Source organism: Aidingimonas halophila (assembly GCF_900106955.1).
Classification (GTDB): Bacteria; Pseudomonadota; Gammaproteobacteria; order Pseudomonadales; family Halomonadaceae; genus Aidingimonas; species Aidingimonas halophila.
This window is the reverse complement of the sequence record NZ_FNNI01000005.1, coordinates 102,167-124,272: the sequence shown is the minus strand read 5'-3', so window position 1 is coordinate 124,272 and position 22,106 is coordinate 102,167. Positions and strand designations below refer to the sequence as shown.

Sequence of the window (22,106 nt, the reverse complement as noted above, 5' to 3'; positions counted from 1 at the left end):
ATAGAGGCATGTTCGGTCACATACATTGTGGGCCGACTCGGCCATCCCGTATGATGGCGTTTTGTTTCTTGACGGCCTATCAGCATGACCCAACACCGCGTTCAGATTCATCGTCGACGTCGCCCCGCTCTACGATTTCTCACTCTGGGAGGATGCGGTGAAATAGGAATGAATTTCAGCCTTTATGGCTATGGGGGACACTGGATCGCCGTCGATTGCGGGATGATGATCCGGCAGGACCTCCCCGATACCCCACTACAGGTCCCCAATATGGCGACCTTGACCGAGCGGGCAATTACTCCGGACGCCTTATTGGTGACTCATGGCCATGAAGATCACATCGGTGCCATCGCCTGGCTATGGCCTTATTGGGGCTGTCCTATTTATGCCACTCCTCTCACTGCCGCGCTATTGCGTGCCAAATTTCATGATCATGGACTGGCCGGTGATGCCATTCGAATCATCGACCCCGGTGATGCCTGCGAATGCGGTCCGTTCAATGTGCGTTTCCTGCCCGTGACACATTCGATTCCGGAAAGCTGTGCGATACTGATAGTTACGCCATCACAGCGCGTACTCCATACGGGTGACTGGAAGCTGGATAACGAGCCTCTCATCGGCTTCCCCACCGATCCCGAGCGCTTTCGTTCGATCGCTCCCATCGATTTGATCGTTGGTGATTCCACCAATGCTCCCGAGCGTGAAGGGACGGCAAACGAAGGCGACGTGGCGCGAGCCCTTGAGCAGACGATACCGGAGTGCAAGGGGCGAGTCGTGGTGACCTGCTTTGCCAGCAATCTTGCCCGCGTGTTGGCTATCGGACGGGCTGCGGAACGTTGTGGCAGACGTGTCAGCCTGATGGGTCGGTCCATGGAACGCATGGTCACTATTGCACGAGGACTGGGCTACCTCGATGATTTTCCGCCAATCGTCCCCGTTCAAGACCTTGGCTATCTTCCCCCGGAGGAGGTACTTGTCATTGCCACTGGAAGCCAGGGAGAACCACGCTCGGCATTGTCCCGCCTGGCGCGAAGTCAGCACCCGAACTTTGAGTTGGTCGCCGGTGATACCGTCATTTTTTCAGCCAAGGCCATTCCGGGGAACGAACCGCTGATCGAGCGCCTGCAACAAGGGCTCAGGCAACTTGGCGTCATCATCTACGATGGCGAAAGCCACCCTGCGCTGCACGCCTCAGGCCACCCGGGACAGGAAGAAATTCGACAGCTCTATGCTTGGGTGAACCCCCGCCATCTATTGCCGATCCACGGTGAGCAAGCCCATCAAACGACTCACCGCGACCTAGCATTGCAACTGGGTATCGACTGCCCCTTGATTCCCGTAAACGGCGACATGATCCGTTTCGATGAGCAAGGACTGACACGGGAAGCACGTTATCCTCAACCCCCCTGCATGATCGATCGAAACCGCGTCATGCCCATGCCTGAGTTATTTCACGAAACGATGGGCAACGGCAATCGGCACGGCACACTGTTCCTGGCTATTCCCGTTACTCCACAGGGAGAGGGGTGGTCCCGTATCGGGCTACCCGTGATCGATTCCCACACGACGTCCCCTCTGGACGAGACGGCACTGATGGAATGGCTAGATGAACATTTGCCGACACTGGCCAACGAGCATCTTGCCCAACTTCGTCAGGCACTACGTCCTTTACTCTTGGACTATTTATCGAACCACATGCGCCATTTACCTTCCGTGCATCTACAACTGATTGCCAATTAAGCCCTCGGGGCAGTCACGGAAGTCATTATGCTAAAGCCCGACCGAACCTGCTGGCCGGACGGGGCAATAGAGCAATCAGGACTTCTTGTTGGCATTTTTGGGGGGACGACCACGGCGCCGCTTGGGCTGTTCCGGAACGAGATCGTTTACTGACAACCCGGCATCATTGATCGCTTCTCGAATTTCAGCCAGCTTGCGTTCCTTCATGGCTTCCTCTTCCCGGCGCTTTTTCTCCTCTTCCTGTTTTTGCTCTATGACCTCCCCGATCACCTCAGACAGCTTGTTTAGCTGCTCCATACTCAATTGGCGTGCCGCAGCACGAGCGACATTCTTGTTCCGAGCGATGCGCTCCAGGGATTCGGAAGACATTGGCCTCCTCCATGCTGAGGGTCAACAAATAAGGTATCTGACGATACTGTGGTAAAAAGTATATGCAGATATGGCACTTTGGCAAGAAAAGTCAATCAACAAATTTTCTGCCAAGGCGCCATAAAAAGGAGGCAAGTCGTAAGCAAAGCGCGGAAAATAGTCGTGGGTTAAGTTATCAACCGCCCGTCATGTTCATGAATCGAACGATCTGCACATCGCCATCAGTGGTGAAATGGTGACGTTCCGGCTTGAGTGGCATCGCATCGATAATACGCTGTTTCAGTACATCCATATCACCGGGATGACGTCGCAGGACCTCTCGTAAATCAACCGAATGCTCATTGCCAAGGCATAACAGCAAACGCCCTTCCACCGTCACACGCACACGGTTACAGGTAGAACAAAAATTATGGCTATGCGGAGAAATAAATCCGATTCGGGTATCGCTGTCCGACATTCGGAAATAGCGCGAAGGCCCTAACGTGGTTTCCGTCGTAGGCACCAGAGGATGGTGCTGTTCGATCATGGCTTGCACTTCATCACTGGAGCAGAACGTTTCGGCACGTGAATGATCAGATACATCGCCTAGAGGCATCTCCTCGATGAAACTGATATCCACGTTTTCCTGCCGAGCAAACTCTACCAGGTCGAGCACTTCATCATCATTGCGCCCTTTGAGGATGACCGCGTTGAGCTTGATACGCTCGAACCCCGCTTCTTTCGCCGCATGTATTCCATCAATCACTTTCGATAATTGCCCGGTTCTCGTCACACGACGAAAACGCTCGGCATCGAGTGAGTCGAGGCTGATATTGAGGCGCTGCATACCGCCTTTACGCAAGGTTTCGGCATGCTTTCGCAAACTGGCCCCGTTGGTGGTCATGGTGAAATCCTTGAGTCCAGGCAATGCCCCGATATCCGATACAAGTTGATCAATACCACGACGTACCAGCGGTTCACCGCCGGTCAAGCGGATTTTTTCCACCCCCAACTCGACGAATGCCCTGGCAACCATGGTCAACTCTTCCAGAGTCAGGACCTGGGCACGCGGCAGAAAAGTCATGTCTTCACTCATGCAATAGACACAACGGAAATCGCAACGGTCGGTTACCGAAATGCGAACATAGCGTACCTGGCGATCGAAATTATCGACCAATGTTGTCATTGTCATTCCTCCCAGCGATTCGCATCGCGCTGATCGGTTTCGCGCTCCGCTACCCAATAGTGGCCGCTATGGGTATGCTCTTTTTTCCAGAACGGTGCGCGCGTCTTCAGATAATCCATAATGAAATCACAAGCCATGAAGGCCTCACGTCGATGCGCACTGGCTACGACGACAAGAACGATAGGATCGCCGGGGGACAGACGTCCGACTCGATGAATGATTCGCACCCCCTGCAGCGACCAGCGACGACGCGCTTGGTCCTCGATGTCGGCCAACGCCGTTTCCGTCATCCCCGGATAATGTTCCAGAGTCAACCCGGTGACATCCGGCCGCTCGTTGAAATCACGAACCAGCCCGGTAAAACTGACAATGGCACCAATATCGGTTCGCCCATCCGTCAATGCACGCTGCTCTTCGCCCGGATCGAATGGTGTCTGCTGGACACGATTCATGTCACCCTCCCGTCACGGGCGGAAAGAAAGCCACCTCGTCGCCGTCACTCAAAGGGGTTTCATCGCTCCCCATTACCTGGTTGACGGCACACAGTATTCGCTGCTCGCTCAAGTGTGAAAATCGCGAATCCCGATTTCGCAACGCCTTTTTCAGGCCGGCAATATTGGCCACCTCAAGCTCATCGAATTCAATGTCCAATTCATGGACGCCAAGCCGCTCCCGCAACTCCGCCAGACATTTGACCCGTAGTCCCGATCGCCGGCTCGGCATCCCGATCTCGCCATCCCCACACGACGCCGTGACGATCTGTTCATCATCAGCGACACGTCGATAGTCACCCGATTTACCCCCCGTCTTGGTATCGAGCTGGATACTGCCTATGATCATGCCCTTATCGACCGCCTTGCACATGTCATAGAGCGTCAGACACGTCACGGAAACCGCGGTCAAGGCTTCCATTTCCACCCCCGTTCGCCCCTTGAGTCGACATGTGGCCGATACACGGACCCGCGAATGGGTTTCGTCAATCTGAAAATCGACCTCTACGTTCGATAAGGGCAATGCATGGCAAAGGGGGATCAACTCATGTGTTCGCTTGGCCGCCTGAATACCGGCAATGCGTGCGGTTGCCAGCACGTCACCTTTGGGCAACTCCCCATCGACCAGTAACGCCAAGGTAGCGGGAAGCATCTGTATATAACCACTGGCAACCGCTTCCCGGCGACTCTCCTCTTTATCGGCGACATCGACCATATGGGCCTCGCCGCGAGCGTTGATATGACTCAGATTCTTCATGGTAGTCCCACTCATAACAAGTCGTGAAAGGGAAGCACAAGTACGGATTCACCAGGATCGACGGCATCACTCTCCTCGCCGATTTCAATCAGGCAATTGGCTGCCACTACCGACGACAGGATGCCAGATCCCTGCTGACCGGTAGTGGTCACCCACAGCTGTCCCCGATCATCACAACGATAGAAGCCGCGGAGATAATCGACACGCCCGCGACGGCTGCGCAAAGGACTCTCGGCCAATGCCGTCAGGTGCCAAGGGGTCCACTTGAACTCTCCCTCCAGACGCCGCAAGGCCGGTTGCACGAACTGCAGAAATGTCACCACCACTGCTACCGGATTGCCAGGCAGACCGAAGAACGGGACTCGACGCTCACCAAGCAACCCGAACGCCAAGGGACGACCCGGGCGCAAGGCGATACGCCAGAACCCCAACTCGCCGAAATCATCCAGTGCCGCCTTGATCCAATCCGCCTCTCCTACCGACACGCCGCCACTGGTCACCACGGCATCCGACTGTCCGGCCGCCGTTTGCAAGGCGGCTCGAATGGCCTCGCGCCGATCGGGAAGAATGCCGGCATCGATGATTTCACATCCCAGGCGTTGCAATAACCCCAGCAAGGCGAAACGGTTGGTATCGTAGATACCGGCCTCCGGTAACGGCTCTCCCGGTGCATTGACCTCGTCGCCGGTGGAAAAGATTGTCACTCGCGGACGACGATACACACTGACTTGTGCAATACCGAGCGATGCCAGGAGTCCGAGGTGCTGAGGCTTCAATCGGGTTCCCGCAGACAATGCCAGGTCACCGCGAGCCACATCTTCCCCGGCCTGACGCACATTCTGTCCCTGCTTGACGGTTTCCGGACGTGCCACCTCGACCCATGATACGCCGTCACTGTCCTGATATTGCGTCAGTTGCTCGTTCATGATCACCGTATCGGTCCCGTCCGGCATCGGTGCTCCGGTGGTAATGGCCACGGCTTCGCCGTGGGCAATGGCGGTATCGTATCGCTGCCCGGCCAGAACACGACCTACCAGTTTCCACCGAAGATGCCCGGCGTCATTCCCTGGCCACGCCAATGCGATGCCATCCATGGCCGCATTCGTCTGCTGAGGCACATTGATTGACGATGCCACCTCTTCCGCCGCTACCCGCCCCAATAGAGACGATAACGGTATATATTCGCTGTTCAGAGGGCCGGGAACGAATTCGCGCAGCGCCGACAGCGCTTCATCCACTGAAAGCATCCGCTCGCCGAGATCGAAACAGGACAAGGTCATGACCCGGCCTCCCCACTGCGCACGTCGGACTGCTCATCGGTCTCTGGTCGGGACATCCGCATGGCAGACCAGCGCGCCGGCCAGGCGGCGATCCAGTCCGTGATGCCATCGAGATCATCAAGCTCCAGTGACGCCACACCCCGAGGCAGCGACAATGGCCCGTCACTGGCCACCGCTCGCACCCAAGGATCCTCAGGTGCCAGTAGCGTCTTTCCCAACGATGCCCGATATAATTCCAGCTTGGGCAACGGCCAACTCTTGAACCCTTCGATCAGCACCATATCGGGCCGGAGTGGACGAACCTGCTCGATCAACATCGGCAGGTCGGCCTCCTCTTGGTCCGGGGTCTCCATCATCAAGGCAAAGCGGGCTCGTGACGCGACCACCATGGGACTGGCCCCGACCTGGCGCAGACGGTGACTATCCTTGCCCGGCTGGTCGATATCGAACTGGTGGTGAGCGTGCTTGATGACGGCCACATGCAATCCACGGGCACGTAAGCCGGGTAACAAGCGTTCGAGCAATGTCGTCTTGCCGGTGCCGCTCCAGGCGGCAATACCCAGTAACGGAAGCGGTTCCTGATCGAGTGATAGCGTCATGTCATACATTTCCACTCATTGGTCACCCGGTACGCGATGCAAGACGCTCTTCCAGCATCGTCTTGTCATCCTCGCTGTTGAGATTGACGAAAGCCGCCGGACAATCACTGAAATCCACATAACACCATGCGTGGCGGTCATACCAGCGATCGATCTTTCGCTCCCCCGCCTGCAAGGCGGACTCAAGATCGCCGGCCAGCGAGGTTCGCATGAGGGCCACTACCGGATGCGCTCTTTCACCATCATGGGCCACGGCAATGTCGTGCTCTCCCTTGCCCTGCCATAATCTCTCGACCAGACATTCAGGCAACATGGGGCTATCACAAGGAACGATGACCAGCCACTGGGTATGTGCCGCACACAGACCGCTCCATATCCCCATGAGCGGTCCCTGGTATCCACCTTGTCTATCCACAATGACCTGCCCGCCATATTGACGGTATGTCTCCAGATGGCGGTTGGCATTGATCAACAACTCATTGACATGTCGGCGCAAGGGGCGACAGGCATAATCGATCAGTGTGCCGTCGGCAAACGGCTCGAGCCCCTTGTCACGGCCTCCCATGCGGCGGCCTTGACCGCCGGCAAGCACCAGGCCAGATAACGATTCGGTATGCATTTGGCGAGTTTCCGATAACTACGGCATCCATGGGCTTCATTGATTGAAAGGGTACCGCAAATGCCAGAGTGGGCATACAGCCGGCCTGACGCTTACACGACGAAAGTCGCTGATCGACGATGTGTTTCGATGACTGCCGGTCGAGCGGTATCATGTGTCCAGGATCTTGAACAAGGACCCATCATGAGTGGATTCGATGTCGGAGGCCGCCTTAGAGCACTCCGTATTGAGCGTGACCTGTCGCAACGCGAACTTGCCAAGCGGGCCAATGTTACCAATAGCACCATTTCGCTGATCGAGCAGAACAGCGTCAGCCCTTCCGTCAGCTCGCTGAAGAAGATTCTGGATGCCTTGCCGGTATCCATCAGCGAATTCTTCGCCGGTGAGCCGAGTCAGGAAGAGCCCAAGGTTTTCTATCGTGCCGAGGAGTTGACCGATATCGGTGACGGGCAGTTGTCATGGCGACTTATCGGCGCCAGGCGCCCCGGTCGAAGCATGTCGATCCTGCACGAACGCTACCCTCCCGGCGCCGATACCGGCGAGACAATGCTCGAGCACGATGGCGAGGAAGGCGGCGTCATCGTTTCAGGGACCATCGAACTCACGGTGGGCAACGAAGTTCAGCAACTCGGTACAGGCGATGCCTATTATTTCGACTCCCGGTTGCCACACCGCTTTCGTAATGTCGGCGACCGTGAATGCGTGATCGTCAGTGCCAACACGCCGCCTTCGTTTTCAGACGGTGGCGATGCCTGCCACCATGTGTGAGTTCCCTGTCACTCCTTGGCCGGCGGCAACAGTAGATTGAGTATGATACCTACCAATGCCGCCAGGCTGACACCCTGCAGGGTGAACTGACCACTGCCGATCTGCATGCCGCCGATTCCGAATACCAGTATCAATGAAACCACGACCAGGTTGCGAGGTGCAGTCAGTGGCTTGCCGGCTCTCACCAGTGTGTTCATGCCAACCACGGCGATCGAGCCAAACAGCAAGGTCATGATGCCGCCCATCACGGGGCCGGGGATGGACTGGAGCATGGCCCCCAATTTGCCGACGAATGCCAGAACGATCGCCAGACAGGCAGCCACCAGCATGATGTGGGGATTGAATGCCCGCGTCAGTGTGACCGCGCCGGTCACTTCCGAATACGTCGTGTTGGGCGGGCCACCAAACAAGGCCGCCGTTGACGTCGCCAGCCCATCCCCCAGCAGGGTCCGATGCAGCCCCGGTGAATCGAGATAATTGCGTCGTGTCACTGAACCGATCGCCACCATGTCGCCGATGTGTTCGACAGCGGGAGCAATCGCTACGGGTATCATGAAAAGGATCGCCGCCCAATGAAACGAAGGCGGCGTAAAGCTCGGCAGTGCCAGCCACTTAGCCTCGTAGACCGGGGCCAATTCGACCACACCCATGGCCAGTGCCAGGAGATAACCTACGACGATACCGCCAAGAATAGGGACCAGACGCAACAAGCCGCGTCCGAAAACGGCCAGGATCAGAGTCACGAGCAAACTGATCATGGACAAGATGAGAGCCTGGTCGTAATCGATGTGATCGCTGGTGTCACCGATGGCCATATCCACGGCCACCGGTGCCAGTGCCAAGCCAATCACCATGATGACCGGACCGACCACAACCGGTGGCAACAAGCGATGGAGCCAAGCGGTCCCCTTTAACCGCACGAACTGCGAAATGGCCACATAAACCAGCCCGGATACCAGCAATCCCCCTAATGTAGCGGAAATACCGAAACTGTCGACCGAGCCCTGGATCGGTGCAATGAACGCAAACGAAGAGGCAAGAAATACCGGGATACAACGCCCAGTCACCCAATGAAACACCAAGGTGCCAAGGCCGGCCGTAAACATGGCGACATTCGTATCCAGACCGGTCAACAAAGGCACCAGGACCAGTGCGCCAAAGGCCACGAACAACATCTGCGCCCCGGTCAGCAGCGTACGGGGCAGGGAGTCGACTGGGGTTTCCGCGGCAGTAGCGGCATCACTCATGAGGGAAATCTCCTTGACGGCAGGATGAGACGAAGCCGGAGTGCCAGCCGTAGGCCACCGGCGCCGCGCAGTTTACCCCACATCACCGCCTTCGAGATATTCCTGGAGCCGTTGATCTGCCGTATCCCCAAAGAGAATGTCACACGCCTCACGAAGGCCGGGCGATTGACGGATTGCCTCCTCCGGGACGACCAGCGATATTTTCGAACGCCGTCGCAAGAAGTCTTCCAGACGGGTCACCATTTCCCGTCGAGCGGCTTGGCGGACTTCGCAACGCAAGTACTCGGTTCCCTCGATCAGTACTTCGCCCTGGCGTGGATCCTGGCGAATATCTTCCAGCATCTCGAGGGCCGTGGCACCATAACGACGCCAGAGTCGCTCACTCAACGACTCCGCAGCGGAGGTATCGTTACGTAACGCATCGAGTCTCATCAACCGCGCCTGATGCATGAAGGCCGCTCTGACTGAGTCAGAGGGTTCCCCATACCAACGATACGCCGGGAACGGAATGTCCACTCCCAGTTGACTGACTGACTCGACCACCTCTTCGCCGACATTCAAGCAATCCGTCAACTTGCCGCCGAAAATACTCAGATGCCTGCGCCGCATGTCGACATCGATCACATGCTTGCGTGACAGCTGCAGAAAATCCCGATCATCACTGATATCAGCTTTGACCGCCAACGGCCGCACACCGCAACGAGTGGCAATGATGTCTTGCTCTCGCAGTGGACTGCCAAGCTGCAATCGTTTGTTGATGTTATCGAGCACGAATTGAATGTCCTCGTGCGTCACCTCGACTTCCGGCGTATCGACCCGGGTATCGGTCGTTCCCACACAGGTTCGAGGTCCCATCGGAATCACGAAGAACAGGCGTCCATCGTCGGCAAAAAACGCCAATACACGCTGACTGTCCGTTAAACGCGGCACGATCAGATGAATTCCCTTGGAGAAAACGTGTCGATGTTCGGTAGGCTGCGAGGACAGACGATTCAGCGTATCGACCCAGGGCCCGGTGGCATTGATCAACACCCGGGACCGGATCGAAAAGACCTCCCCGTTCTCACGATCGCGTACCTGAGTCGTCCAGCCATTCTCATCGCATTCCGCCCCCAGCGACTCGACATAATTCGCTGCAACCGCACCGTAATCCAGAGCCCTGCGAATGAGATTGAAGACGAATCTGGCATCATTGTCATGCAGGTAAGCATCAGAGTATTCGATCCCGCCAAGAGCCCGCGATGTATCGATGACCGGTTCGCGAGAAGCGATATCACCGACACGCAGGTAATGCGGGATACGGGTGAAGGCGCTACCTATCAGCCAGTATAACCAGGTGCCCAACCACAAGTAGCGGGGATGGTAACGGAAACCACGATAAATCGTGGTCAAAAAACGAATTTCCCTGACGGTCGAAGGATAGTGCTTGATCAAGTGGTTGCGGCTTTTGCACAACTTACGCACCAAGGCAAAATCATGGCTCTCCATGTACTTGATGCCACCCCAGACCAGATTCGAGGAATGCATGCTGGTACTACTGGCAAAATCGCCTCGTTCGATGAGTGCCACCCGAACGCCCTTGCCACTCAAGGCCGAAGCCGCCGACGCACCATTGATCCCTCCGCCGATCACCAGGACATCGAAATCACGCGCTTTCAGTTGACGAATATTATTCTGCCTAAGCTGCATAACAGGGCCCCATGAAGACAAAAGCCCCACTCGGCCTGCGCCGAGCGGGGCTACACCCGTTCGGGCAACCGGTCACTGTAAATGTCGGGCTCGACTGCTGCCGAGCCATCGGGCGGACACCTGCCCGCCCTCATCGATCAGCGGGTACCGGCAGCCATCCAATCTTCCATCATTTCGTCATAGGGGATGGTCTCTCCCTGGGGCATCTCATTATCGAGCTTGGGCTTGGGCGCCCCCTCTTCATCGAGCCACTCCTGAGGATCACGCTCCTCATTGAGCTGCGGCGAGTAAACCTCGAACACTTCGGCGCGAGCCAGACGCTGCATGATGTTATCGAGATCTGCCGCCAGGTCATCCAATGCCTCCTGGGGAGTGACATCACCATTGACCGCCGGCGCCAGGTTCTGCCACCACAGCGGTGCCATACGCGGATAGTCAGGCACATTGGTGCTCGAAGGCGTCCAGTTGGCTTCGTTGGGGCTACGATAGAACTCCACCAGCCCGCCGAGCTTGGGCGCCATCTCGGTCATCTGGTCGGAGAAGATATCCGACTCACGAATCGGCGTGAGACCGGTCATCAATTTTTCCAGCGATACCGTCTTCGACACGGTGAACTGGGCAAACAGCCAGGCCGCGGTACGGCGATCCTCAGGCGTGGAATCGAAGAAGGTCCAGGACCCCACATCCTGATACCCCACCTTCATGCCCTCTTCCCAGTATGGGCCGGTGGGCGAAGGTGCCATGCGCCATTTCGGCGTACCATCGTCATTGTTGATCGGCAGTTCCGGATCGGTCATGTCGGCCGTGAAGGTCGTGTACCAGAACATTTGCTGGGCAATGTTACCCTGCGCCGGCACCGGCCCTGCCTCTCCGAATGTCATGCCACTCGCTTCAGGTGGCGCATAGTTTTCCAGCCACTCGACCATCTTGGTCACGGCAAAGACTGATGCCGGGGAGTTGGTGGCGCCACCTCGACTGACACTGGCCCCTACCGGCTGACTCTCTTCATTGACCCGGATACCCCAGTCATCGACGGGATTGCCGAAGGGGACGCCAGGGCTGCCCATTCCGGCCATGGAGAGCCAGGAGTCGTGAAAACGCCACCCCAGCGAGGGATCACGTCGACCGTAGTCCATATGGCCGTAGACGGTTTCCCCATCGATCTCGCCAACATGTTCCGTGAAGAATTCGGCGATATCTTCATAGGCAGTCCAGTTGGTGGGAACGCCCAGGTCGTAACCATAGATGTCCCTGAACTGTTCCTGAAAATCCTCGCGCTCGAACCAGTCATAGCGGAACCAATAAAGGTTCGCGAACTGTTGGTCCGGTAACTGATAGATGCTGCCATCCGGTCCAGTGGTGTATTGCAGACCGATGAAATCGTCGAGATCCAATGTCGGCAGCGTGTAGTCGGCCCACTCGTTTTCCATGGCATCCGAAAGATTGATGGTCGTACCATAGCGAATGTGAGTACCGATGGCATCGGAGTCGTTTACATAGCCGTCATAGATATTTCGACCCGATTGCATCTGGGTCTGCATGTTATCGACGACATCGCCTTCACCGATGATATCGTGCGTGACTTCGATCCCCGTCAGTTCCTCGAAGGCTTCGGCCAGCACATCGCGCTCATAGGTGTGGGTGGTCAATCCCTCGGCGACGGTGTTGATCTCCATGTCACGAAACGGCTCGGCCGCTTCTGCGAACCACAGGAGCTCCTCGATTTGCTCCTCACGGCTCAATGTCGAGTTCTGGAAATGTTCATCGACCAGCCGCTCGGCAACGGCACGGGCATCTTGTTCTTCGGCGTGCAAGGCGCCACTTGCCGACATGACGCAAGCAGCTATGAGAGAGAGTCGCATTGTTATCGGTTTCATAATGACCTCTTTTTGGTGTGGTCCATCCTTGAACGATGGGGTCCGCGGGTAATGGTCAGCCCCAGCGCAGCAATACGAGCATCAGAAGTATCGAGGCGCCAAGGGCCGACCAGAGACTGAACGGAGTGAACCCAACGACGGCCAGATGGATATAGGCCGCAGCAAGTAGGCCGATAAAGAATCGGTCACCCCGTGTCGTCGAGATGGGCAGAAAGCCCTTTCGTTCAACGGTGGGAGAAATGACTTCCCACACCGTCATACCGGTCAGCAGTACGGCAATGGTGATGAAAAACAGCGTGGTAGGCAGTGTCCAGACCATCCATGCCATGACGATTCCTCCGTCAGGTACGCCCCAGGGCGAAGCCTTTGGCGATATGATTGCGAACGAAATAGACCACGAAGATCCCCGGCAAGATGGTTAGCACCCCTGCGGCTGCCAAGGTTCCCCAATCGACCCCCGACGCCGTCGATGTCCGGGTCATGACCGATGCAATCGGCTGTGCTCCGGTAGAGGTCAGGGTTCGGGCAAGCAGCAGTTCAACCCAGGAGAACATGAACAGGAAAAACAGTGTCACCCCGATGCCTGAGCGGATCATTGGAATGAAAATCTTGACGAAAAACCGCGGAAAGCTGTAACCATCGATGAAGGCCGTTTCGTCGATCTCCTTGGGTACACTGCTCATGAATCCCTCCAGTATCCATACGGCCAAGGGGATATTGAACAGACAATGTGCCAGCGCAACAGCCACATGCGTATCGAAGAGTCCCACTGTGTAATAGAGCTGGAAATACGGCAGCAGGAAGACGGCAGGCGGTGCCATCAAATTGGTCAACAACCAGAAGAAGAGATGCTTATCGCCGATGAATTGGAAACGACTGAAAGCGTAAGCGGCAGGCAGTGCGACCAGAATGCTGATCAGCATGTTGATGAGTACGTAGATCAGCGAGTTGACGTACCCCATGTACCAACTCGAATCGGTGAATATTTTCATATAGTGCTCCAGGGTGATGTCCTGGGGCACAAAACTGAATTGACCGAGAATTTCACTATTCGACTGAAAGGACATATTGAGGAGCCAGTAGATCGGCAACAGCACGAACAATAGGTAGGCTCCCAACAACAGCTTCGGTCGCCAGCGGCGCAGCGCTGTCCGTGACCGCCGCCGACGACGGGCGGCCTCTTTTGCCGCTTGCTGGTTTACGGCCTCAGGAGTCGTCGGCTTCGCATTCGTCATCTCAAGACTCTCCATGGTATTTCTCTTTCTGCATATTCATGATCGCCGTATAGAAAACCCAGCAGACCAGCAGAATGATCAGGAAATAGATCAATGAGAACGCTGCCGATGGCCCTAGATCCTGTTGTGCAATAGCCATGGTGGTCAGCGATTGACTAAGGAACGTGGTAGAACTACCGGGCCCTCCACCGGTCAGGACGAAAGGCTCGGCATAAATCATGAACGAGTGCATGAAGCGCAGGAGAATGCCGATGACAAGGACATTGGTAAGCTTAGGCAACTGGATGTACCGGAACACCGACCATTTCGATGCCCGATCGATCCTGGCTGCTTGATAATATGCCTCGGGGATAGCCCGCAGACCGCTGTAACAAAGCAATGCAATCAACGGGGTCCAGTGCCAGACATCCATCAGAACAATGGTCGCCCAGGCATCAACGGCACTACTGGTAATGCTGTACCCGTAGCCCATCCCACGCAGGCCGACCCCCATCAAACCAATATCCCCGCGGGTGAATATCTGCCAGATACTGCCAACGACATTCCAGGGAATGAGCAACGGCAATGTCACCAGAACCAATACGGCGGATGCCTGCCATCCTCGTTTAGGCATCAGTAAAGCGATTCCGATACCCAGTGGTACCTCGATGGCCAGCACGGTAAAGGAGAATGCAAACTGACGTAACAAGGCCGCCTGCAGATCCCGGTCATTGAGCGTGGCTTCGAACCATTCCGTGCCCGTGAAAAACCGGGTATGCGCATCAAATACATCCTGAACCGAGTAGTTCACGACCGTCATCAAGGGAATGATGGCCGAAAAGGCAACCAGCAGGAGCATCGGCAATATCAGCAGCCATGCTCTATTGTTGCGAATTTTATTCATCGCCTGACTCCACTCGGTATTCATCGACATACAGCCCCGTCCAAGCTTCAGGGAAGTGAATGTATGCTTTGTCAGCAGGTAAGGGTTCGCCTTCTTCAACACGGGCCTTTAAAGCGACATTCCCCAGGCGAAGGGAGAGAATCGAATAGGTACCCAAGTCTTGTACCTGTATCACCTCTGATTCCAGGGCCCGCTCGACGGGCGTGTCATGGACCTCGATGAACTCGGGACGGATTCCCAATTGGATATTGTCGGACGTACAACGAGTCACGTTCTCATAAAGGGAGGAACTGGTGATCGGCAGCAATACGTCGCCGCTGTAAAGATGGCCATCACTGGCACGAACCCGCATGAAGTTCATTCCGGGGCTACCGATGAAATAACCGACGAATGTGTGTCCCGGCCGTTCGAAAAGCTCGCGCGGGGAACCGAATTGCACGACCTGCCCTTCATACATCACCGCAATCTTGTCGGCGAACGTCGACGCCTCCAATTGATCGTGCGTCACGTAAATCATGGTGATGTTGAAGCGCTGATGAATCTCCTTGAGCTTGCGGCGCAGCTTCCACTTCAAATGAGGATCGATGACCGTCAGAGGCTCATCGAAAAGAATGGCAGAGACGTCGTCACGGACCAGACCCCGTCCCATGGAAACTTTCTGTTTCTCATCCGCTGTCAGGTTCTTGGCCTTGCGTTTGAGTAGAGAGGTCAAATCCAGGACGTCGGCAACTTCCTCGACACGTTCCGACACCTTGGTCTCGGAAGTCTCCACATTACGTAATGGAAACGCCAGATTGTCATATACCGTCATGGTGTCGTAGACCACCGGAAACTGGAAAACCTGGGCGATGTTGCGCTCTTCCGGAGGCAGGGGGTTGACGACATTGCCATCGAAATGTACCTCACCACTGGTCGGCACCAATAAGCCAGAAATGATGTTCAACAATGTCGACTTACCGCACCCTGATGGACCCAGCAAGGCATAAGCACCGCCTTGTTGCCAGACATGGGTCATCTCACGAATCGCAAAGTCCTCGGCATGACGAGGGGATTCCAGATAGGAATGTGCCAGCGACTTGAGCATGATTTCCGCCATCAGCTCTCTCCCAGATAGGCAGGAACATGAGCCACGCTCCCCTGAGCATCGAAGGCGTAAACCTTGTGCACGGGAAAATAGAGAGTGACCTCGTCATCTACCTCGAATTCGTGGATCCCGGCCAGGTGCACCGTCATGTCGGACTGCTGGTCATGAACGTGCAGGAAGGTTTCCGAACCACTGATTTCCGCCAGATCCACGCGCACATCCATCGCAATGTCACGATCATCATTCGGGATCAATGAAATGTGCGATGCCCTGATTCCGAAACGGTACGAACCCGGCGGCAAGTGGAGAAAACCGGCATTGTCAGGCAGGCGATAGCGCTCACCGATGATGACACTGGAATCGGTGATTTCTCCATCGAGAAAGTTCATGGGAGGTTCGGAAAACATCTCCGCCGCGCGTGTACTATTCGGCCAGCGATACACCTCTTCTGTCGGGCCGTATTGCAAAACCTGACCTTGGTGCAATACTGCCGTGTGGCCGCCCAGGGAGAGAGCCTCAGATGGCTCTGTCGTTGCATAGACAGCAATGCAATGACGCTCGGCAAATAGCGTTCTCAGTTCTTCCCGCAACTCTTCGCGAAGTTTGTAGTCCAGGTTGACCAGCGGCTCATCGAACAGGATGACATCCGCATCCTTGACCAACGCCCGTCCCATGGCAGTGCGCTGCTGTTGACCACCGGAAAGCTCCAGAGGATACCGCTCCAGCAAATGTTCGATATGCAACATTTCTGCCGTCTCATGGACGCGACGGTCAATCTCTTCCTGATCCACCTTGGCCAGACGGAGTGGCGAAGCGATGTTCTCGTAGAGCGTCATCCCCGGGTAGTTGATAAACTGCTGATAGACCATGGAAACATTACGTTGCCGTACCGACAGGCGAGTGACATCATGACCATTCATGACGATACGGCCACGGGTCGGCATCTCTAACCCCGCCATCAGCCGCATCAGTGTCGTTTTACCGGCCAACGTACGACCCAAAAGCACATTGAAGGAGCCTGGAGCCAACTCGAGACTCGCCCTATCGATGTGCATTTCCCGGCCTACCTGCAGATCGACATCTTCAAGAATCAGCGACATTCGTATCCCGACATTGTTGTTGTGAACTGGCGTATGACCTAACGTGTGTTCACAGTAGTCGAGATTCACTTTCAGACACAAATGTAATCTAACGAAAGCCAAGGTCAGATGTTGTGGAACGGCCGAAAATCATGATTAACATCATGATAATAAATGACTTTAAAGAAGGTTATACTTTAGACGGAGAGAGCGGAGGTGAGCAGACAAGTAGAGAGTACCCAGTGATTTTTTCGAATCCGAAATCAAAGGAGGCACAACGGCCGTTATCAAGGGTATCGAGTACCGTCCCTGAACAGGAACGGTTTGACAACAGGATGAGCGTTACCGGGTTCCAAAAATCTTGTCGCCGGCATCTCCCAGGCCAGGCACGATATAGCCGTTTTCATCGAGTCGTTCGTCGATCGCCGCCGTGTAAATCTCGATATCGGGATAGGCTTCCTGAACACGCCGGAGTCCCTCCGGTGCCGCCACCAGCACGATCACTTTCATCAAAGGACAGCCACGGGCTTTCAACATGTCCAGCGTAGCCACCATCGATCCACCAGTGGCGAGCATCGGGTCAATCACGATGGCGAGACGCTCGTGAAGATCATTAGTGAATTTCTCGAAATAGGGAACCGGCTCCAGGGTCTCTTCATTACGGTACAACCCTACGACACTGACTCGAGCGCTAGGGATCAAATCCGTCACGCCGTCGAGCATTCCCAGTCCGGCACGCAGGATCGGCACGACGGTTACCTTCTTACCCTTCAAATGTTCGATTTCGATGGGCGTCCCATTCCATCCGTTGATCGTTGCCGGCTCCACCTCGAGGTCCTGGGTCGCTTCATAGGTCAGCAACTTGGCCACCTCGCCTGCCAGCTCACGAAAGCTTTTCGTGCTGATACCAGCAGCGCGCATCAGTCCCAGCTTGTGTTTGACCAGAGGATGTTGGATCGCATGGACACTCATGAGGGCTCCCGGGACATGACTGTTGTGGACTGAATGAATCGGGCGGCATTCTAGCTCGATCGAGAGCGCAGGTTAAAGTGCAGCTTCAAGACGGTGACTCCGGTAACTGCCAGTCGATTGCCCCATGGCCCCGTGATTCCAGAAAGGCGTTGGCTTGTGAAAAATGCCGGGTACCGAAAAACCCTCGATGCGCGGACAGCGGGGAGGGATGTGGCGCATGCAGCACCAAATGACGCTGACGATCGACAAAACTGGCTTTCTTCTGCGCGTAACTTCCCCACAAGAGGAACACCACCCCCTCGCACTGTTCATTGACCGTCGCAATAGCGCGATCAGTAAACGTTTCCCACCCCTGACCGCGGTGTGAACCGGCATTGCCTCGTTCCACAGTCAATACACTGTTGAGCAACAGCACACCCTGACGGGCCCATGGCTCCAGAAAGCCGTGATTGACGGAGGTCGTGCCGACATCCTGGGCCAATTCCTTATAGATATTGACGAGCGATGGCGGTGTCGGCACGCCAGGACGCACCGAGAAACAGAGACCGTGTGCCTGATTGGGGCCATGATAGGGATCCTGCCCCAATACGACGACCCGCACACGATCGAGTGGTGTCAGCTCAAATGCTCGAAACCAATTGGAGGAATGCGGATAGATGACTTTTCGTGCGGCTTTTTCACGCGCCAGAAAATGCTTCAGTTGCTTCATGTAGGGAGCATCGAACTCCTCTCCCAAGTAACGGTTCCAGCTTTCCGGCAGTGGCGATGATGACATCGTCCTCAATCCTTGCGCTTGACCTGATCGACAAGTGGCTCGACATACGCGACCCCGAGATCCCAGGGAAACTGAATCCAGCAATCCTGAGCGACTTCGGTCAAATATTGATCGACCAGGGGACGGCCTTCTGGCTTGGCGTAAACGGTCACGAAGTGGGCTTTCGGCAACATTTCTCTGACCTGTCGAGCCGTCCTTCCCGTATCCACCAGATCGTCCACCAGCAGCCAGTGTTCACCATCATGGTCGATACCCTTCAGAACCTGAAGACCGCCTTGATCCATGTGCTCGTAGCTTTTGATACACACGGTATCGATCAATCGGACATTGAGTTCGCGTGCAATCAAGGCTGCTGGAATCAAGCCCCCACGAGTAATGGCGGCAATGCCGACGAAATCACGCTCGATGAGGTTGTGGCACAGGGCACGAACGTCCCGGTGCAGTTGATCCCAGGAAACCGTGAAGTGTTGATGATAACGATGGCTAGTCATGGCACGGCTCACTCATCTTCGGTAAAAGAGCAGACCGAGAACACGCCAAAACCGGCATCACGGATCTTCTGGGCCCCACCCAGATCAGGTAGATCAATGATCGTTGCCGTTTCCACGACCCGCCCACCGCTGCGGGAAATCAGCTTGGCTGCCGCCAGCATGGTACCTCCAGTCGCGATCAGATCATCCATGATCAGAATCCGATCATTCTCGCGAAAGGCATCGGAATGCAACTCGACTTCCGCTTGGCCGTATTCGAGTGTATACGTTTCGCTGATGGTCCTGAATGGCAACTTGCCCTTCTTTCGCACCGGTACGAAACTGCAGTTCAGTTCATATGCCAGCGGCGCTCCAATGATGAATCCACGAGCGTCGATGGCGGCTATCGCATCAAGATTCATTTCCTGGTAACGATGCACGAAGCTGTCTATCAGTTTACGAAACGCCGCACTGTTCTGCAGTAGCGGCGTGATATCACGGAAATTGACCCCCGGCTGCGGCCAGTCGGGGACAGTGCGAATGACGGACTTGATATAGTCGCCGTAGATGCTCATTGCCACTCTCAGTCAAGGAAAAGAAATTTAAGAATGAATACGATCGCCAGTATTATCACGGCCGGATTGAGATCGCGGAAACGCCCTGACAACGTCTTGATGCCTGCATAGCTGATAAAACCCAGCGCGATCCCTTCAGCGATCGAGAACGTCAACGGCATCGCCAACGCCGCTATCAGCACCGGAGCTGCCTCGGTCGCATCTTCCCAGTCGGCATGGGCCAGGCTGCCTGCCATCAACACGGCCACATAGAGCAACGCGCCAGCGGTCGCATAGGCCGGAATCGAGCCTGCCAGAGGCGCAAAAAACAGGCTGATGAGGAACAGGATCGCCACGACTACCGCAGTCAGTCCTGTGCGTCCACCGGAGGCGATACCCGCTGCACTCTCTATATAACTCGTTGTCGTGGACGTCCCTAATGCCGCCCCGGCCATCGACGCTGTGGAATCAGCCATCAGCGCACGCCCCAACCGCGGCAACTTTCCTTGCTTATCGAGCAGACCGCCACGATGCGCGACCCCGATCAACGTCCCGGACGTATCAAACAGGTCGACGAACAGAAACGCGAAGATCACGCTCAACATGGCCACATCGAGAGCACCCGCCACATCCATTGCCAGAAAAGTGGGAGCAATCGACGGTGGAGCGGACACCAGGCCATCGTATTCATTATGGCCCAACAACATGGCCAGCACGGTGACACCGAGAATGCCGATCATCACTGCACCGGTCACCCGCAGATGGGCCAATGCCGTAATGACAAAGAACCCCAACAATGCATATAACGCTTCCGGAGACGACAAATCCCCCAACGCCAGCAGGGTGGCATCATTATCGACAACGATACCGGCATTCTGCAGGGCGATCATCGCCAGAAAGAGGCCGATACCGGCCGCGATACCAAGCCGCAGCGACATCGGTATCGAATTGATGATCCACTCTCGAATCTTGAAGATGCTCAGCAGGAAAAAAGTCACACCGGACAGGAAAACGGCACCCAATGCCGCTTCCCAACTATAGCCCATGCCTAGAACCACACCATAGGTAAAGAAGGCATTCAGCCCCATACCGGGCGCCAGCGCTATGGGATAATTAGCCCACAGCCCCATGATCAGACACCCTATCGCAGCGGCCAGGCAGGTCGCGACGAATACGGCACCGTAATCGACACCCGCCTCGGAGAGAATGCTCGGGTTGACGAAAATGATGTAGGCCATGGTGAGAAAGGTCGTGATCCCGGCAATGACCTCGGTACGTACACTGGTTCCGTGTTCATCCAGCTTGAAGTGATTATTCAACAGATGTTTCATCATTGTTCATCCAGTCCTACGCACGGACAGCGGAGTCCCTGCTCCATGAAAGCCGCACATGGTAACCAAAGCCAATCGCCGTTGCGAGGCGCGGCTGAGTCACCGTGTCGACACCAAGCCTCAGCATACAAGCAAGTACCGCACCGGATGCCAACCCATCGACCAACGAAGACTTGACGGAACGGTCAAATCCTATTTCCTCTCCATCCCTCGCTGACTGGCCAAGACTCGCTCGACCGTCTCGACAACGGCTTGTGTCTGGGGATCAATCTCGATATTGACATGGTCATTGACACGTCGGTCGCCCAATGTGGTGCGCTGCAAGGTTTCCGGTATCAAGTTGACACAGAAACGAATTCGCCCTTGCTTGGAGGCAACGACTTCGCCGACGGTCAAACTGATGCCATCGACACCGATATATCCCTTGTCGAACACGAAACGTCCCTGTTCATCGGGTACCTCGAACCATAATCTCAGGTTATTGGGCGTCTTGTTCACTTCTACCAGTGTCGCCATACAGGACACATGTCCTGACATGGCGTGCCCCCCTATCTCGTCACCGAAACGAGCTGCCCGCTCGATGTTGACACGATCACCGACGCCCAATGCCCCCAGGTTGCTGACGCGGAGCGTTTCACGCATCAGATCGAAGCTGACATCATTACCGTCGACCGAGGTGACCGTCAGGCAGACGCCATTGTGAGATACAGATGCCCCGGGTTTCAGACCCTCCAGCAGTGAGTCATCCAATCTAACCACATGCGTTCTGAACGCCTCATCGTCGATGACCGAGACAATCTCGGCTGTGCCCTGCACGATTCCCGTGAACATGCTGTCGCCTCGCAAGTGATTTGTGCGGTTCCGGACCTGTCCGGATGCGCTGTCAAAGAGGCCTTTAGTCTAGGGAAACGAGCCTGGCAGCGTCCACGTATATTCAAACAGCACACACCGATACGAAAACCACCCTACATTTTTCGGCTTAGAGGACGGTTGTCAGCAATATCAACTAATCAGCCGGCCAATCCACAAAACATGCACCAAAATGATTGACATATCCCTTAACCATCACCAGAATATTGCGTCTATTTTCTGGCGCCGATTTGTTCCCGGATTGCGGGCGCC

At 55.7% G+C, this 22,106-nt stretch carries 23 protein-coding genes; 2 read left to right on the top strand and 21 right to left on the bottom strand.

The annotated features are described in order from the left end of the window. Positions 1 to 168 precede the first annotated feature (168 nt). On the top strand, positions 169 to 1,740 hold the full coding sequence (locus BLW01_RS10620) for a ribonuclease J (protein ID WP_092569496.1): 1,572 nt from the start codon (positions 169 to 171) through the stop codon (positions 1,738 to 1,740). A gap of 75 nt (positions 1,741 to 1,815) precedes the next feature. Here the strand turns inward: BLW01_RS10620 and BLW01_RS10615 are convergent, their stop codons facing one another. From BLW01_RS10615 to mobA, 7 genes are all read right to left on the bottom strand, one after another. After that, positions 1,816 to 2,109: an H-NS family histone-like protein gene (locus tag BLW01_RS10615; protein WP_092569495.1), complete on the bottom strand. Its 294-nt coding sequence runs from the start codon at positions 2,107 to 2,109 to the stop codon at positions 1,816 to 1,818. A 175-nt stretch (positions 2,110 to 2,284) separates the two neighbouring features. After that, positions 2,285 to 3,274, bottom strand: a complete 990-nt coding sequence (gene moaA / locus BLW01_RS10610) for a GTP 3',8-cyclase MoaA (RefSeq protein WP_092569494.1) — start codon at positions 3,272 to 3,274, stop codon at positions 2,285 to 2,287. Between the two features lie 2 nt (positions 3,275 to 3,276). Next, a complete protein-coding gene (gene moaE / locus BLW01_RS10605; protein WP_092569492.1) occupies positions 3,277 to 3,726 on the bottom strand; it encodes a molybdopterin synthase catalytic subunit MoaE in 450 nt (149 codons plus the stop codon). A gap of 1 nt (position 3,727) precedes the next feature. Then, entirely contained in the window at positions 3,728 to 4,522 is a 795-nt protein-coding gene (gene moaC / locus BLW01_RS10600) for a cyclic pyranopterin monophosphate synthase MoaC (RefSeq protein WP_092569490.1), read from the bottom strand. A gap of 11 nt (positions 4,523 to 4,533) precedes the next feature. Further along, a complete protein-coding gene (locus BLW01_RS10595; protein WP_092569488.1) occupies positions 4,534 to 5,802 on the bottom strand; it encodes a bifunctional molybdopterin-guanine dinucleotide biosynthesis adaptor protein MobB/molybdopterin molybdotransferase MoeA in 1,269 nt (422 codons plus the stop codon). Further along, complete coding sequence (gene mobB, locus BLW01_RS10590) at positions 5,799 to 6,401, bottom strand: molybdopterin-guanine dinucleotide biosynthesis protein B (protein ID WP_092569970.1); 603 nt, start codon at positions 6,399 to 6,401, stop codon at positions 5,799 to 5,801. The genes BLW01_RS10595 and mobB overlap by 4 nt, the downstream gene beginning before the upstream one ends. Before the next feature lie 22 nt (positions 6,402 to 6,423). Then, a complete protein-coding gene (gene mobA, locus BLW01_RS10585) occupies positions 6,424 to 7,020 on the bottom strand; it encodes a molybdenum cofactor guanylyltransferase MobA (RefSeq protein WP_092569486.1) in 597 nt (198 codons plus the stop codon). A gap of 183 nt (positions 7,021 to 7,203) precedes the next feature. Here mobA and BLW01_RS10580 point away from each other — a divergent pair, with 183 nt between their 5' ends. After that, entirely contained in the window at positions 7,204 to 7,788 is a 585-nt protein-coding gene (locus tag BLW01_RS10580) for a cupin domain-containing protein (RefSeq protein WP_092569485.1), read from the top strand. A gap of 8 nt (positions 7,789 to 7,796) precedes the next feature. Here BLW01_RS10580 and BLW01_RS10575 read toward each other — a convergent pair whose 3' ends face one another. From BLW01_RS10575 to BLW01_RS10510, 14 genes are all read right to left on the bottom strand, one after another. Beyond that, complete coding sequence (locus BLW01_RS10575; RefSeq protein ID WP_092569484.1) at positions 7,797 to 9,035, bottom strand: uracil-xanthine permease family protein; 1,239 nt, start codon at positions 9,033 to 9,035, stop codon at positions 7,797 to 7,799. A gap of 72 nt (positions 9,036 to 9,107) precedes the next feature. Then, positions 9,108 to 10,724 (bottom strand): glycerol-3-phosphate dehydrogenase/oxidase, encoded by a 1,617-nt coding sequence (locus BLW01_RS10570; RefSeq protein WP_092569483.1) that lies wholly within the window; start codon positions 10,722 to 10,724, stop codon positions 9,108 to 9,110. Between the two features lie 137 nt (positions 10,725 to 10,861). Continuing rightward, the gene (locus BLW01_RS10565) at positions 10,862 to 12,601 is read right to left on the bottom strand and encodes an ABC transporter substrate-binding protein (protein WP_092569482.1); all 1,740 of its coding nucleotides are present in this window, start codon (positions 12,599 to 12,601) and stop codon (positions 10,862 to 10,864) included. A gap of 55 nt (positions 12,602 to 12,656) precedes the next feature. Further along, on the bottom strand, positions 12,657 to 12,929 hold the full coding sequence (locus BLW01_RS10560) for a DUF2160 domain-containing protein (protein ID WP_092569481.1): 273 nt from the start codon (positions 12,927 to 12,929) through the stop codon (positions 12,657 to 12,659). A gap of 13 nt (positions 12,930 to 12,942) precedes the next feature. Continuing rightward, the gene (locus tag BLW01_RS10555) at positions 12,943 to 13,836 is read right to left on the bottom strand and encodes a carbohydrate ABC transporter permease (RefSeq protein ID WP_092569480.1); all 894 of its coding nucleotides are present in this window, start codon (positions 13,834 to 13,836) and stop codon (positions 12,943 to 12,945) included. A 1-nt stretch (position 13,837) separates the two neighbouring features. Next, positions 13,838 to 14,719: a carbohydrate ABC transporter permease gene (locus BLW01_RS10550; protein WP_092569479.1), complete on the bottom strand. Its 882-nt coding sequence runs from the start codon at positions 14,717 to 14,719 to the stop codon at positions 13,838 to 13,840. After that, a complete protein-coding gene (locus tag BLW01_RS10545) occupies positions 14,712 to 15,815 on the bottom strand; it encodes an ABC transporter ATP-binding protein (RefSeq protein ID WP_092569478.1) in 1,104 nt (367 codons plus the stop codon). The genes BLW01_RS10550 and BLW01_RS10545 overlap by 8 nt, the downstream gene beginning before the upstream one ends. Further along, entirely contained in the window at positions 15,815 to 16,903 is a 1,089-nt protein-coding gene (locus tag BLW01_RS10540; protein WP_092569477.1) for an ABC transporter ATP-binding protein, read from the bottom strand. The genes BLW01_RS10545 and BLW01_RS10540 overlap by 1 nt, the downstream gene beginning before the upstream one ends. A 321-nt stretch (positions 16,904 to 17,224) precedes the next feature. Further along, the gene (gene upp, locus BLW01_RS10535; RefSeq protein WP_092569476.1) at positions 17,225 to 17,854 is read right to left on the bottom strand and encodes a uracil phosphoribosyltransferase; all 630 of its coding nucleotides are present in this window, start codon (positions 17,852 to 17,854) and stop codon (positions 17,225 to 17,227) included. Positions 17,855 to 17,939: 85 nt separating this feature from the next. Next, positions 17,940 to 18,629, bottom strand: a complete 690-nt coding sequence (ung, locus tag BLW01_RS10530) for a uracil-DNA glycosylase (RefSeq protein ID WP_092569475.1) — start codon at positions 18,627 to 18,629, stop codon at positions 17,940 to 17,942. A gap of 5 nt (positions 18,630 to 18,634) precedes the next feature. Continuing rightward, positions 18,635 to 19,120, bottom strand: a complete 486-nt coding sequence (gpt, locus tag BLW01_RS10525; RefSeq protein ID WP_092569474.1) for a xanthine phosphoribosyltransferase — start codon at positions 19,118 to 19,120, stop codon at positions 18,635 to 18,637. Between the two features lie 8 nt (positions 19,121 to 19,128). Then, positions 19,129 to 19,674, bottom strand: coding sequence for an adenine phosphoribosyltransferase (locus tag BLW01_RS10520; protein ID WP_092569473.1), 546 nt, complete (start codon positions 19,672 to 19,674; stop codon positions 19,129 to 19,131). Positions 19,675 to 19,682: 8 nt separating this feature from the next. Beyond that, positions 19,683 to 20,987 (bottom strand): NCS2 family permease, encoded by a 1,305-nt coding sequence (locus BLW01_RS10515; protein WP_373294083.1) that lies wholly within the window; start codon positions 20,985 to 20,987, stop codon positions 19,683 to 19,685. A 189-nt stretch (positions 20,988 to 21,176) separates the two neighbouring features. Continuing rightward, positions 21,177 to 21,815 carry a riboflavin synthase subunit alpha gene (locus BLW01_RS10510; protein ID WP_092569472.1) on the bottom strand — a complete coding sequence of 213 codons (639 nt, stop codon included), beginning with the start codon at positions 21,813 to 21,815 and terminating at the stop codon, positions 21,177 to 21,179. Positions 21,816 to 22,106 lie beyond the last annotated feature (291 nt).